Source organism: Ectobacillus soli (assembly GCF_042610425.1).
In the GTDB taxonomy this organism is placed as follows: Bacteria; Bacillota; Bacilli; order Bacillales; family Bacillaceae_G; genus Ectobacillus.
Genome location: NZ_JBGJZM010000003.1, coordinates 55,000 through 69,423 on the forward strand (window position 1 = coordinate 55,000; position 14,424 = coordinate 69,423).

A 14,424-nucleotide genomic window follows, 5' to 3' on the forward strand; every position below is an offset into this window, starting at 1 on the left:
CTTTTTAAAAACCCAATTTAGGTTAGTAAACAGTAAGCCGACATTTTCATGGTGTGATGGTTGTTAGAGCCGTTACGCTTGTGAAAGTGTCGGCTTTTCGTTTTTTTACAGCTAAAAATACTAGATATTTCATTATCAATGAGGAGGAAAGCGAAATGGTAAGTGCGTTACCGGTTGTGTTTTTTTTCGTATTAGCTTTATCTGTGCTTAGTGCCATTCTTCTATTATATCCAAAAGTTCCGTTGCAATATGTTCGCGTTCATGTCGGCATCCTTGCCTTGCCGCCTCTTGTTGCTTTGTTTGCACTTGTGATGGCGAAGGGAAGTATGGTCTTTGGTCCTTGGCGTTTTGATTCCTTATCATGGCTGGTGGCGTTGTTTGTTCTTACGATCGGTTTAATTGTGCAGCGCTACTCGGTTCGTTATTTATTTGGGGATCGGTACTACCGAAAGTATTTTGCTTTGTTGACGTTTACGACAGTTGCTGATTCTGTTGCATGGCTCAGCGACGACGTTCGTCTGTTGCTTCTTTGTTGGGGCGCTACCCTTTTCGGATTGACGTTGCTTATTCGTTTAAAGAAGGAATGGGGCGTTGCAAGATTGGCTGGATTGGTGACGGGGCGCTTGTTTGCGGTTAGCTGGATGGCACTGCTACTTGCTGTGATTTGGTTAACAATGGCTACGGGGCACCATCAACTTTCCCTTATTTTAGAGAAAGATAGTCTTGCAAAAGTAGCTTCTTGGCAACGAACCGGCATGAACTTACTTCTACTTGTTGCAGTTATGATTCCTGCTGCCCAGTGGCCGTTTCAGCGCTGGTTATTAGATTCTGTCGTAACACCGACTCCTATATCCGCTGTCATGCATGCAGGTATCGTGAATGCGGGTGGGATTCTATTGACGCGCTTCTCTCCGTTGTTTAACGGGGATGTAGCGCAAGTCATCCTTCTTCTTATAGCTAGTATTTCTGTATTAATTGGAACGGGAATCATGCTTGTTCATGTTGATTACAAAAGACAGCTCGTTGGCTCAACGATTGCACAAATGGGGTTTATGTTAATCCAGTGCGCATTAGGGGCCTATTTAGCAGCAATTATTCATGCGGTTTTACATGGGTTGTTTAAATCCACTCTATTCTTACAGGCAGGCTCTGCTGCGCAGCGTAAAGATTCGATCCCTCAGGTAACGCAGTCCATCTCCGTTGTATGGATTGTTGTTGGAGGAGCCTTGGGACTTTTGATGGGAATCGGGTTCTGGCTTACTGCTCCTGTAGAGACGTATCAATTGATTAGTGCTTTTATTTTAGGATGGTCCGTATTGGTTGCATGGGCACAGCTGCTTGCTCTAGCTTCAAGTTTCATCGAACGAATTGTAGGGCTGGTACTTTTTACGGGCACATCTTTTGTATTCTTTCTTATTCATAAGGCTTTTTATAACTTGTTACATGAAACGATTTCTGTCAGCGTACAGCCTCCAACTTTGCTAGCGGTTATCCTTCTTTTACTTTTGCTAGTCGCAAGTGGAGTAGGAGTATGGTTTAAGCATAATCGGTCATCGAAACCATTCTCTATTTTATATCTTTGGCTTGTCCGTTTCGGAGAATCGAAACATGATTTGGTTGAAAGTCATCCGCGATATTTGACGCAATTACTGACTCGAGGAGGAAATGTAAGATGAATCCAATGGTAGCAAATCTGTTACAAGCAGAAAAAGTATCTGAATATCTTACTATACATGATTTGGTGGAGGCTGCGAGCAACGTAATTGTACCACTTGGCCCCATTCAGGCATTTGCCGCACGGAGTCCTTGGGCTAACTTAGAACAGAAAACTTTTGAACAGGTCGCACGCCGTCTTAAGGATGTGGCTGATGTAGATATATATCCGAATGAATCGATGATAGCGGCGGCACGTAACCGAGGAGAGATTCGACTCGATCTTCTACAAATGAGAGTACGGCGCTGGCTTGATTCTCAGGCCATCGACTTGCCACGTAAGGTAGTAGAGCAGTATTGCTTGGCTGCGCTTACGAAAGAGCAGTCAAATGCTGATTTATTCAATACTTCTGAATTGCAAAGTTTGGCAAAAAAGCTTAGTCGCTTTAGCTCGATAACTCCGAATAAACAAACAGTGCGAACGGTAAGCCAACGGTTGACACAGTTATCAGATAATCGGGAGGAAAAAAAGCTAAACCGACATCTTATCAAATGGTGCAAGCTGTATCTTGGAGAGTCGCAAGCAGTTTGGATGATGCCAAATCGTGAAAAAGGCTTCTATCAAGCATGGCGGTCATTAATTGAATTTGATCCTGCACTTAATCATGATGTCCGTAAGCAATTTAAGGACTGGCCTGAAGACGCAGAACAGGCATTAGAAGAATCACTTTCGCTCCTTGAAATTCCTTATTCTGATACACAGGAGTATTTGGAGGCCCATTTGCTTGCGTTGCCAGGCTGGGCAGGAATGATGAAATGGCGCACTCAGGAAGCAACCGGGGAACAATCGTTATTAACAGAGTATTTGGCTGTTCGAGTTTCTATGGAATGGGCTTTCGTGAATTCCTATCTTCCAGTGCCTCCGCAAGAAAGGGATACGGTACAGCTCGAGTCTTTAGTAGCATCTTGGGCATACTGGGGAAATCTACCGCTTGATGCATGGGCACCGTTATCCGTTTCAGAGCGGAAAGCCCGTCTAACGTTAGCATATCGTTTTGATGAAATGGTTCGTCGTAAACTGTGGCTAGAGGCGTGGGAAGAAACGTACGAAAATCAACTGAAGAATCAGTTTACTTGTAAACAGCCAGCCATTGAAATGGCAAAAGTTCCAACAGCGCAATTTGCTTTTTGTATTGATGTACGCTCTGAACTTTTCCGCCGAAAGTTAGAACAAGCAGGCCCGTTTGAAACGTTTGGAACGGCAGGCTTCTTTGGTTTACCGATTGAAACGAATGAGCTCGGTTGTAAGCATAATCACAGTTCCTTACCCGTTATGTTTCAACCAAAGTACAAAGTTAAAGAAGCAGCATCGGCTTCTGCTATGCAGCAATACCAGGAGCGCGGGCAAGCGGTTCATTCTCTTAGCAATTCGTTTTTGACATTAAAACATAATCTGATGGCAAGCTTATTGTTACCTGAGGTGAGTGGCCCTTGGCTTAGCTTACAAACCTTGGCTCGTAGCTTTGTTCCGCGAAGTACAGGCTATGCCTTCCGTAAATTTCGCAAATCCTGGCTTCGAAAGCCGACCACTGAATTGTCTCTTGGCCGTATGCATACATCTGAAACGGAACTGCCGGTGGGATTTTCAGATGAAGAGCAAGTGTACTATGCGCACAATGCCCTGAAAATGATGGGACTTACCGATCATTTTGCTCCGATTGTTGTCATTTGTGGTCATGGAAGTCATAGTACGAATAACCCGTATGCTTCTTCCCTGGACTGCGGTGCTTGCGGGGGCGCGTCAAGCGGATTTAATGCGCGGGTGCTCGCAGCGTTATGCAATCTACCCAACGTAAGAAAGTCGCTTGCGGCAGATGGGATTATCATTCCAAAAGATACCGTTTTTGCAGCTGCAGAGCACATTACTTCAGTGGATGAATTACGTTGGCTATATGTGCCGGAATTATCAGAAGCAGCCGAGGAAGCATTTGCTGCTATTCAAACTGCATTGCCAAAAGTGAGTGAGAAAGCGAGTATCGAACGATTGGAACAGTTGCCGAATGTCAGCTCTACTTATAAGAATCCAAAGGAAGAGGTATACCGCCATGCTGAAGATTGGAGCGAAATCCGACCAGAATGGGGTCTTGCCAATAACGCTACGTTTATCATTGGAGATCGAAAACTTACAAAAGACACCTCTTTAGAGGGAAGAGCGTTTCTGCATAACTATAACTGGAAAAATGATAAGAACGGTACAATTCTTTCGGGTATTATCGCAGGGCCAGCAAAAGTGGCCCAGTGGATTAACCTTCAGTACTATTCTTCAACTGTCGCCCCTCATTACTATGGGAGTGGAAATAAAGCAACGCAGACGGTGACAGGCGGCATCGGTGTGATGCAAGGCAATGCTAGCGACTTATTATCAGGACTTTCTTGGCAATCTGTCATGCAATCTGATCAAGAAGCCTATCATACCCCTATACGTTTACTTGTGGTTATCCAAGCACCAAAGGAGTATGTAAAACGATTACTCGAGCAGGATCAAGCATTTCACCAAAAGGTTCGAAACGGATGGCTTCGACTAGCATCAATAGACCAAGAAGGAAACTGGGAAAGTTGGTCGTCGTAATGAGATCTGTCTACTTTGCTTACCAGCTCGTTTAAAGCTAAAATACAAGGGAACATCACATTCTCTCGTATAAATAACTTTAGTAAAGGAAAAGGATCATAATGAATAAATCAAAAGGGACGCTCGAGGCTGAAATAAGTAAGGCTTTAACACATTGGGAAAAACATTATCTAGGACGTGGTTCCGTTTCTGTTAAATCAGATATTTTACGGGATATGGTTATAGTTTCGTTACAAGGTATATTAACTCCCGCTGAATATTCTGTTTGTAAAGATAAAGATGGCTTGTTATCAGTGAAAGAAAGCCGAAATAGCTTAGTAGAATCAGGAGAAGATGATTTAAAGGAAATTATATTTTCAATTACAAATCAAGAAGTAGTAAGTTTTCACACCGATATTAGTACACGTACTGGCGAAAGAGTCATGGTCTTTAAGCTTTCGGATGATTTGCAAACCAATTTAGAGACATGTGAGATACCTTCATAATAAGTAATGAGGTGAATGTGATGTGGAAAGATGAAAAGAAAAATGTGTTAGTTGTGATGGGAATGGAGCAGGAACATTTCATTCAACCTATCAATCCAGAAAATAGTATTGTATTACATCGATATAGCCCCTTCGTTATTCATCCTTTCGACGATTTAATGAGGGACATCATCCTTGCAGTTTACGAGGAAAATATTGAGGAAATCGTTGTAGTTGAAACGAAAGAGGAGAATAACGAGGATATCTTTTATAAACTATATAAACAGAAAGGAAAGAAAATCCAAACGTTGGATTATCTTTTTAGAAATAATCCGAATCTTCCTGAGGAAAGTTTACGTGAATGGTTGGCAGGAGGCAAAGTATTACCAGATAACCAGCATAATGCAGATGTGATTCGCAATCATCCTTTAATACCATCTACTATTAAGGTCACAGAATTATGGATCGATACGGAACTACCTGAAAATCAAAAGAAAATCATAAACCTCTAACGTTTCATTTATATATATTTGCCTGATGAAATAAAAAAGAGAATTTTTCTTACTCTTAAAGAAAAATTCTCTTTTTTATGTAATGAAACTGAATCTTCACAGACAGAGAATTTATCCTGTGATAACATGAATTAATATTTATTATTATTCTGTCAAATTAGCAAACTAGATAACGTGATTTCAAGAGAGGAGTAGATTTGTATGGGGTTCGTTCTACTTGATCGTGTTAAAAATACTAGGAATGTGCTACGAAAGCATATTATTGAAACGATTTTAAATGAGTTTGATGGGCTGTGCATGCAGCTGGATCATGAAAAGCGAAGCATCAAATATAAAGAAATGATGGAAAGTCCGTTTCGTTTTTTCCGGGGGAGCGCATATTTGTTTTATTACGATATGACGAAAATTCCATTTTCCTATCATACGCCAGATGATAAACCGACATGGATTCAGGGCGACCTACATATGGAGAATTTCGGTGCGTTTCAGAATGAACAAGGGAACATTGTGTATGATGTAAATGACTTCGATGAGGGCTATATTGGTTCGTATTTATATGATGTGCTACGGATGTCGGTGAGCATTGCCTTATTTTGCGATGCACAAGGCTTTAGCGAAAAAGAGCAAAGACAGAGAATCATCACGTATCTTACTTCTTATTATGGGCAGCTGAAACGGTTTGCTAAGGATAAGGATGATCCGTTCTCGCTCATGTTCACGGAAGACAATACGAAGGGACCCGTGCGCAAGGTGTTAAAAAAATTAGGAAAAAGGCAGCGGGATCATCTCTTGCAGGATATTACGTATATCAATGAGGAACAAAAGCGAGTGTTCGCTTGGTCGGATGAAATCCAGCCGGTAGACGAACGAGAGCATGCGACGCTTGTGTCATTATTTGATGCCTATTTTCATTCACTAGATGCGGAAGACAAGCGGGACCGTTCCTTTTATACGATAAAGGATATTGCGCGGAAGCATGGTACGGGTACAGCCTCCATTGGACTCGATCGTTTCTATGTTTTGATCGAGGGAGGAAAGGAATCACACGGAATTGATGATTTAGTGCTAGAAGTAAAGGAAGTACGTACGCCGATACCTGCTTACTTTTTACCGTACCGTGAGCTATTTTGGGAAAAATATGAGCACCAAGGTCACCGCGTCGTTGCCACGCAAAAAGCGATGCACCATGCAGAGGATCCATACTTAGGCTATTTCACAATTGACGATCGCTATTTCTATGTGCGGGAACGATCTCCATACAAAAAGAAAGTAAAAGCGAATTTGTTGCAAGCGACTGAGGATGTGGATGTAACACTTGAAAGCATGGGAAAGATTACAGCAAAAATTCATGCCCGTGCTGATTCCGATTCCCAAACCGATTTGTTCTCCCACGATAGCGAGATAGAAATTTTGAAAGCAATCGGAAATGAATTTGACACCTTCTGTGCTCAAATTGTTTTTACAGCAATGACCTATAAGGAACAGGTGAAAATGGATTATGGATTATTTTGTAAGTGGGTGGGAGAGGAGTTTGGGGAAGTAGAGGAGAATGTTTGAAAGGTAGAAAACGAAGATGCTGATACGTCATTATGAATAGATGGAGGGTGTTTATGCAAAAAATCATACCACATTTATGGTTTGATCATCAGGCGGAAGAGGCAGTGAGTTTCTATACATCTATTTTTCAAAATTCAAGTATTCTGCGTGAATCTCGTTATGGTGAAGCAGGAGCAAAGGTGTCCGGAGTGGCTGAAGGAACAATCATGAACATGACGTTTCAGCTTGCTGGGCAAGAATTTATGGCGTTAAACGGCGGGCCGTATTTCACTTTCACGCCTGCTCTATCATTTTTTGTAAACGGAGATACCGAGGAAGAAATAAACGAAAATTGGGAGAAACTCACCCCAGGCGGAACTATTTTGATGGAACTGGATACGTATCCGTTTAGTGAAAAATTCGGATGGGTGCAGGATAAATTCGGTATTTCATGGCAATTGAATCTCGCTAGTCGCAAACAAAAGATTGCTCCATTTCTCATGTTTGCCGGCCAGCAACATGGAAAAGCCGAAGAAGCAATCAATCAATACATTTCCTTGTTCCCTAATTCGGGTATAAATGAAATTGAATATAACGAGGATGCTGAAGGAACGGTAAAACGCGCCGCATTCACACTTGGTGGGCAGGAATTCATGGCCATTGACGGTGGCAACGAACACTCCTTCACATTTACGGAAGCAATCTCTTTATTCGTTAACTGCACGACGCAGGAAGAAGTAGACATGTTATGGGAAAAGCTTTCTGAAGGAGGGGAACAAGGACAATGCGGCTGGCTGAAAGACAAGCATGGCGTATCATGGCAAATCGTTCCGACTGCCTTAGGTGAAATGTTGAATGATTCTGATCCCGTAAAATCAAAACGAGTCATCGAGGCAATGCTGAGAATGAAGAAGATTGAGATTGCGGGATTGCGAGAGGCTTATGAAGGTTCATAAACAAGAATAGAGTAAAATAGCACCTACAACTCGTGTAGGTGCTATTTTTTGATAATTATGACTACGATCATTATCCGAGGGAAAAGATTCCCGCTCATAACGAGGGTACTGAAAAAGCATGGACTTTGAAAAATAGGTGCGATGATAACTACTCGTGCGGACATTTTGTTCCCGCCCGTAAGCCTTTTCCCGAGAGTGGGTACAGAATTGGTACTTCTGTAGAACTGACGCTTTTTTACAATGAAAAAAGTATAAATCATGTTGCTGAAAAAATATCGATAGTTTTTTGTGTGAGAAAAGTGTATCTTCAATTATGGTGCTATCTGTTTCATAGAAAGATCTTAAAACTCCGGCAGTTCACTTAAGTTATTTTCCTTCACTCCATCTGGTTCGCTTCGTAAAATGTCTCGGCCGTATTTATGGAAGACATCGACATTTGCTAAGTTTCCTGCCTTGGCTTCGGAGAGTGCTGTTGGGTAATCCAGTTCCCGGCCTCGGCTCGTCTTGACGGCAATAATATTGTCAGTGTCATTTTTTCTTACTGCGATGATTTCTTCTACTTCAGTCTGTCCAACTTTATTGGGAATAGGGGTATCTTGATGCTTGTATTGTTCATAGGCTTTTTCGAATGAGTCCAATCTTATCACCTCCTATCCTTAAATTGAACAAGTCTTTATGGAAATATGTGTGAACGAATACATAACTTTGAGATGTATAGTAGCTTACAACTGAAATGAGACAAATATTCCGTCTTGGAATCGCAAAGGATTTATAATCTGCTTATATAAAGGAAAAGGTAAGGGTATTACATTAGGAAATTTTAGGGTTGTTCGATTTGTTATGAACAGATGCATCATGTCGTACTACGATTAGCTATTATTATTGCAACAGGAGGAGACAACATTGTTAAACAAGGGATTAAAGAGAGGACTTGAAGCACGGCATATCGAGATGATTGCCTTGGGTGGTACCATTGGTGTGGGATTATTTATGGGATCAGCCAGTACGATTAAATGGACAGGGCCATCTGTGATGCTAGCTTATGCTGTCGCTGGACTTTTTATATTTTTTATCATGCGTTCGATGGGAGAAATGCTTTATGTAGAGCCTACCACCGGTTCGTTTGCAACCTTTGCTCATAAGTATATTCATCCTTTAGCGGGTTATTTGACGGCGTGGAGTTATTGGTTTCAATGGGTTGTTGTAGGAATGGCTGAAATCACTGCTCTTGGAATATACATGAATTATTGGTTTCCTCATTTGCCCCATTGGATACCAGGTCTTATCGCAATGATCATTCTGGGCCTTGCTAATCTAGTCTCTGTCAAATTTTACGGAGAATTTGAATTCTGGTTTGCAATTATTAAAGTTGTAACGATTGTCATTATGATTCTAGCAGGGTTGGGTCTCATCTTCTTCGGTATTGGAAATCATGGTTATGCGATTGGGTTATCCAATCTTTGGGTTAATGGTGGCTTTTTCACAGGTGGGTGGAAAGGATTTTTCTTTGCTCTTTCCCTTGTGGTAGGAGCTTATCAAGGAGTTGAACTCGTTGGCATTACAGCTGGTGAAGCGAAAAATCCTACGCAGACTTTAACAAAAGCGATTAAAAATATCATCTGGCGTATTTTAATCTTTTATATTGGAGCAATCTTTATTATTGTTACTGTCTATCCTTGGAATCAACTAGGAACTCTTGGTAGCCCGTTTGTCTCTACCTTCGCTAAAGTGGGCATTACTGCAGCAGCAGGTATTATTAATTTTGTAGTCATTACAGCGGCGCTATCGGGGTCCAACAGTGGGATTTACAGTTCGGGGCGGATGCTTTATACGTTAGCAATGAATGGTCAAGCTCCTAAACGGTTTGCGAAAGTTTCGAAAAACGGAGTTCCAGTAAACTGCATTTTGGCCACTTTTGTTGGGTTAGGGATTGGTGTAATCTTGAACTATTTTGCTCCTCCAGAACTTTTTCTTTATGTATACAGTTCCAGTGTACTTCCTGGAATGATTCCATGGTTTGTCCTAATTATTAGCGAACTTAGCTTTAGAAAGGTACATGCTGCTGAAATGAATCACCACCCGTTTAAAATGCCTTTTGCTCCATACAGCAATTATGCTACGATTGTATTTTTGCTCGTTGTGCTTGTGGGAATGTGGTTGAATCCTAGTACACGTATCTCTCTTATTGTTGGGCTATCTTTTCTAGCTATTGTCGTAGTAAGTTTTTACCTTTTCAAAATGGAAAAACGAGTACCGCTAGAGAATAGGAAGGATGATAGGATAGTAAAACAGTAAGAACCCGTATACTTTTTCGATAAAAAAAGTGAAAACAGGGCTGTCTCAGAAGTAAGAGACAGCCCTTATTGCTATAGGGAGTGGATGTAAAGGGATCTACTAAAGCATGATTGTTGAATGTGAACGAATAATCGGTGATGATGACTGAGGAATGTTCTTTGATAGGATCAGTCATTTGAAAGTATTCAGGCATTGGCAAAATCCAGCGATACTAAATTTAGGTCACCTTCCGGAAGCAGTTAGAGAAAAGTTTTTAATTATTAGGTCTATGATTGATTCTTTTCCCATAAGGCATCAAGTTCTGGGAGGAGGAGAACACTTTCCTGTTCATTCGGATCGGTTCGAGCAATTAGGGCAGTACAGGATTCAGATTCACTTGGATTATAAGGAAGATGGGGCATGCCTGCTGGAATGTATAGAAAGTCTCCCTTTTCTAGATTCATATGTTGCTCAAGTTTCTCTCCATACCACATGGAAGATTTGCCTTGGAGCATATAGATAGCTGTCTCATGGTCTTGATGAAGATGTGCTGTTGCTCGTTTGCCAGGAGGAATTGTTAGTAGATGCATGCAGATTCCTTTCGAACCAACACTTTCTTTTGAGATGGCTTCAGCGTAATCAAACCCCTGTTTGCCATGGTATGTTCGGGATGAACGAATGAGCCTGCAAGCGTGTTCTGAATTCATTTGAGGTCCCTCCAGTCTAATTAGGATAGAACAACATCAGTTTGTTCCCAACCTATCCATATTCAGGAAAGAGAAAATTCATTCGTAATGGATTGCTAGTAAAAAAATAAATATAATTGTCAAAGCTGTAGCATGCCTCTTTCTCGAGACGAACAATGCAAGCAAAAAAAGGGGCTTGCTCTATAAAGTTGTGTATTGACAACCTTGATAGAGCAAGCTCTCTTGTTAAAGCTAAAGCTGGGGGAGTGTCACTTTATGTAAGTTACATTTCTCCATTTCCATAGTTAAGTTGCCATAAAATGCCGAATTTATCCGTTACTTGACCATAGTATTTGCTCCAGAATGTTTCTTGAAGCTCCATACCTACCGTGCCGCCTTCTTTCAGTTTATGAAAGTAAGATTTAATTTCATCCATGTTCTCACTCGCAATTGAAAGGCTAATATTGTTTCCTGCTACAAAAGGCGTACCAGGGAAGACATCAGAAAACATTACATTGCTTCCACTTATCGTTAGGCGTGCATGCATGACTAGATGTTTTGCTTCATCCGGAAGAGGAAATTTCGGGTCGCTTGGCGCTTCTCCAAAGGTCATAATTTGTGGTTTTTCCGTTTCGAAAACCTGTGCGTAATACTCTACTGCTTCACGACAGTTTCCATTAAAATTCAGATATGCTTCAACAGCCATTTGATTCACTCCTTAGTTTTATTGGTAAAGATTAGAAACTTTATTTTTATCATATCCAATAAACCAAAAAAAACCAAGTGACTTATTGTAAAGAAAGAATGATCTAAATTAAGATATAAAATATATAACATAGTGTTTTATATTGCTTTAAGGAGAACAAAACGGTTACTATCACTAGAATATTGTATAATAAAAAAGATTGGCTAACTATAGTATAGGTTATAAGTAAACGGAGTGAATACATGAGCAGTTCAAAAGGTAAGAGTGGAACAGGTAGAGGGACGGACAAAAAAGGCTGGAATAGATGGCAGGCAAAAGGAAAGAAAATAAAAAGTGCCAAGCCCTACACAAGCAAAGGTATTAAAAAAAACAAAGAACAAGAATAAACAAAGAGCTGGTTTGGATGACAATGTGTCAATCAAGCTGGCTTTTATTTGTGAGATGGAGTTTTAATGAAAACTGCTTAGTAGGCGGTAAAATGTACAGATCCTTAGCCTTAATTAGTGCCCGTAAACGAAGAAAACCAAGCGCAGCGGTAAGCAAAGCCTCCGATTGAAGCCCGCAAACGGAGAAACCCCCGCGCGCAGCGGTAAGCAAAGCCGTGGATTGAAGCCCACAAACGGAGAAACCCGCGCGCAGCGGTAAGCAAAGCCGTGGATTGAAGCCCGCAAACGGAGAAACCCGCGCGCAGCGGTAAGCAAAGCCTCCGATTGAAGCCCGCAAACGGAGAAACCTGAGCGCAGCGGTAAGCAAAGCCCCCGATTGAAGCCCGTAAACGAAGGAAGCCAAGCGCAGCGGACACCAAAGCCCTCAATTGAAGCCCGCTAACGAAGAAATCCGCCTATAGCAGTAACCAAAGCGACCCTACTCTCTGAAAAAACGATCATATCTTTCCCCCCGTCCCCCTATTTTTGTATAATCAACCTATCAACTATTGTAGAGGTGTACGAATTCGATGAAACCAACGGTCTTACTTGTCGATGATGATGAGAACATTCGCATGATTGAAGAGCTTTATTTAAAAAAGGAAGGATTCCAAACGGTTATGGCTTGTGATGGGGAGGAAGCGCTTCGCGTGCTGGATAGGGAGAAGATTGATTGTGCTGTTATTGATATTATGATGCCGCGAATGGATGGCTGGCAGCTTTGTAAAGAGATTAAGGCGTATTATGAGATTCCTGTTTTAATGGTTACCGCTTTGAATCAGGCGGAAGATACGATTAAAGGATTCCAAATTGGGACAGATGATTATATGGCAAAGCCGTTTCATCCGATGGAACTTGTGATGCGGGTGAAGGCTATCTTAAAACGATATCATATTTCTGATGAAGGGAGCTTATCCCTAAAGGATATTCTCATTGATAGCAATCGGTATGAGGTGCGATTGGGGGATGAGGCGGTGACGCTTCCGATTAAACAATTTGAACTGCTCTATACATTGGCAGCTCATCCTGGAAAAATTTTTACACGCGATGAATTGATTGAGAAAATTTGGGGCTTCGATTATGAAGGGGACGATCGAACGGTAGATACGCATATAACACGACTTCGTAAGCATTTGAAAGAATTTGAGCATCTCCTACAAATTGTGACAGTCAGAGGACTCGGTTATAAGGTAGAACTAGTATGATCAAATCCATTTATGTGAAAAATGTCATCTATTATTTTCTCGTTATTATTGTGTCGCTATTTGCTTCATTTTTGCTTACCTCCTTTCTATTTCAAAAACAAGAAGTACAGCGGTATGAGGAGCAATTACTTGCATTAGGAAAAAATAGTGTGCAGTTGTATCAAAACTTGGACGCTGATGCTTTTCAAGACTATGTGAAAAGTATTTCCTTCTTTCAGATGGTGGTTTACATCTATGATCAGCATGGAAATATCGTTCTGCAATCGAATACAGAGCCGCCCGAGTGGACTCAAAAAATAGTCAGTGACGTTGTGGAGGGTTCAGTATATCGAAATGTAACGAGTCCACGAACCGAAGCAGTCGGCATCCCCTTTTTACATAAGAATGAACATTATGCGCTATTTATAAGGCCTAGTTTTAAAGAAAGAGTGAATCAGACAAGAGATATTCTACTAACAGCGCTCGTAACAGCTTTTGTTGTAGGTATTATATTGATTGTGTTAACGACAAGATTCCTAATCCGTCCAATTGTTATGATGACGCATGCGACAAGAGAACTTGCGAAGGGGAACTTTAAAGTTCGGCTGAATATTACAAGTAAAGATGAAATTGGCGAGCTCGCAACTAGCTTTAATTTTATGGTGGAAGAATTAGATAAAACGGAGCAAATGAGAAAGGACTTTGTTGCGAATGTGTCCCATGAAATACAATCTCCGCTCACCGTTATTAAAGGGATGTCGACGGCATTAAAGGATGATCTGGTCGATCCGAGTGAGGTAAAACGGTATCTTGGTGTAATGGAGCAAGAGAGTGAACGGTTATCGAATTTAACGAAACAATTGTTGCAGCTTTCCGTGTTAGAGGCGAAGAAAACTGTCCTCCATACTAGCCAATACCGTTTGGATTCTCAATTACGGAATCAGCTTGCCGGTATGCAGCCGCTTTGGATGGAGAAACAACTTAAAATCCAGATCGACCTTCCGAAGCTTGAAATTGTTGCGGACCAAAATCTGATGAGTCAGGTTTGGATTAATTTATTTTCCAATTCAATTAAGTACAATTGTCCAAACGGTATGATCACAATTACTGGGCAGGAGATGCAGGATGAACTTGAAATTGTCATAGCTAATACAGGTAACGGAATTCCTGCAGAAGACCTTCCGAGAATTTTTGAACGATTTTATAAAGTAGACAAATCGCATACACGTACGACAAATAGCTATGGGCTTGGACTTGCACTAGTGAAACGGATTATTATTCTGCATAACGGGAACATTTCTGCTATGAGTACGATTGGGGAAGAGACAACCTTTTTCATTCGTTTACCAAAACATACGAGCTGATGATTATGTCACATTCATGACACATACCTTTTGTA

13 protein-coding genes are annotated in these 14,424 nt (G+C 41.2%); 10 read left to right on the forward strand and 3 right to left on the reverse strand.

Going from position 1 to position 14,424, the window contains the following annotated elements:
• Positions 1-155: 155 nt before the first annotated feature.
• The 6 genes from ACAN53_RS14845 to ACAN53_RS14870 all read left to right on the forward strand — a co-directional run bounded on the left by ACAN53_RS14845 (position 156) and on the right by ACAN53_RS14870 (position 7,750).
• A complete protein-coding gene (locus ACAN53_RS14845) occupies positions 156-1,676 on the forward strand; it encodes an NADH dehydrogenase subunit 5 (RefSeq protein WP_379970933.1) in 1,521 nt (506 codons plus the stop codon).
• On the forward strand, positions 1,673-4,282 hold the full coding sequence (locus ACAN53_RS14850; protein WP_379970935.1) for a DUF2309 domain-containing protein: 2,610 nt from the start codon (positions 1,673-1,675) through the stop codon (positions 4,280-4,282). Before ACAN53_RS14845 ends, ACAN53_RS14850 begins: the two co-directional genes overlap by 4 nt.
• A 101-nt stretch (positions 4,283-4,383) precedes the next feature.
• On the forward strand, positions 4,384-4,767 hold the full coding sequence (locus ACAN53_RS14855) for a Na-translocating system protein MpsC family protein (RefSeq protein WP_379970936.1): 384 nt from the start codon (positions 4,384-4,386) through the stop codon (positions 4,765-4,767).
• A gap of 20 nt (positions 4,768-4,787) precedes the next feature.
• Positions 4,788-5,258 carry a carbonic anhydrase gene (locus ACAN53_RS14860; protein ID WP_379970937.1) on the forward strand — a complete coding sequence of 157 codons (471 nt, stop codon included), beginning with the start codon at positions 4,788-4,790 and terminating at the stop codon, positions 5,256-5,258.
• Between the two features lie 201 nt (positions 5,259-5,459).
• Positions 5,460-6,815 (forward strand): DUF2252 domain-containing protein, encoded by a 1,356-nt coding sequence (locus ACAN53_RS14865; protein ID WP_379970938.1) that lies wholly within the window; start codon positions 5,460-5,462, stop codon positions 6,813-6,815.
• Between the two features lie 53 nt (positions 6,816-6,868).
• Entirely contained in the window at positions 6,869-7,750 is an 882-nt protein-coding gene (locus ACAN53_RS14870) for a VOC family protein (protein WP_379970940.1), read from the forward strand.
• 341 nt (positions 7,751-8,091) lie between these two features.
• Here ACAN53_RS14870 and ACAN53_RS14875 read toward each other — a convergent pair whose 3' ends face one another.
• Complete coding sequence (locus ACAN53_RS14875) at positions 8,092-8,388, reverse strand: DUF3892 domain-containing protein (RefSeq protein WP_379970941.1); 297 nt, start codon at positions 8,386-8,388, stop codon at positions 8,092-8,094.
• Between the two features lie 265 nt (positions 8,389-8,653).
• Here ACAN53_RS14875 and ACAN53_RS14880 point away from each other — a divergent pair, with 265 nt between their 5' ends.
• On the forward strand, positions 8,654-10,045 hold the full coding sequence (locus ACAN53_RS14880) for an amino acid permease (RefSeq protein WP_379970942.1): 1,392 nt from the start codon (positions 8,654-8,656) through the stop codon (positions 10,043-10,045).
• 266 nt (positions 10,046-10,311) lie between these two features.
• Here ACAN53_RS14880 and ACAN53_RS14885 read toward each other — a convergent pair whose 3' ends face one another.
• Together ACAN53_RS14885 and ACAN53_RS14890 are read right to left on the reverse strand one after the other, a co-directional pair.
• The gene (locus tag ACAN53_RS14885; RefSeq protein WP_379970943.1) at positions 10,312-10,731 is read right to left on the reverse strand and encodes a cupin domain-containing protein; all 420 of its coding nucleotides are present in this window, start codon (positions 10,729-10,731) and stop codon (positions 10,312-10,314) included.
• Between the two features lie 262 nt (positions 10,732-10,993).
• Positions 10,994-11,416, reverse strand: a complete 423-nt coding sequence (locus ACAN53_RS14890; protein WP_379970944.1) for a VOC family protein — start codon at positions 11,414-11,416, stop codon at positions 10,994-10,996.
• A gap of 242 nt (positions 11,417-11,658) precedes the next feature.
• Here ACAN53_RS14890 and ACAN53_RS14895 point away from each other — a divergent pair, with 242 nt between their 5' ends.
• From ACAN53_RS14895 to ACAN53_RS14905, 3 genes are all read left to right on the forward strand, one after another.
• Complete coding sequence (locus ACAN53_RS14895) at positions 11,659-11,802, forward strand: DUF3934 domain-containing protein (RefSeq protein WP_379970945.1); 144 nt, start codon at positions 11,659-11,661, stop codon at positions 11,800-11,802.
• 569 nt (positions 11,803-12,371) lie between these two features.
• Positions 12,372-13,046 carry a response regulator transcription factor gene (locus ACAN53_RS14900; RefSeq protein ID WP_379970946.1) on the forward strand — a complete coding sequence of 225 codons (675 nt, stop codon included), beginning with the start codon at positions 12,372-12,374 and terminating at the stop codon, positions 13,044-13,046.
• Positions 13,043-14,389 (forward strand): sensor histidine kinase, encoded by a 1,347-nt coding sequence (locus tag ACAN53_RS14905; RefSeq protein ID WP_379970947.1) that lies wholly within the window; start codon positions 13,043-13,045, stop codon positions 14,387-14,389. Before ACAN53_RS14900 ends, ACAN53_RS14905 begins: the two co-directional genes overlap by 4 nt.
• The last annotated feature ends 35 nt before the right edge of the window (positions 14,390-14,424 follow it).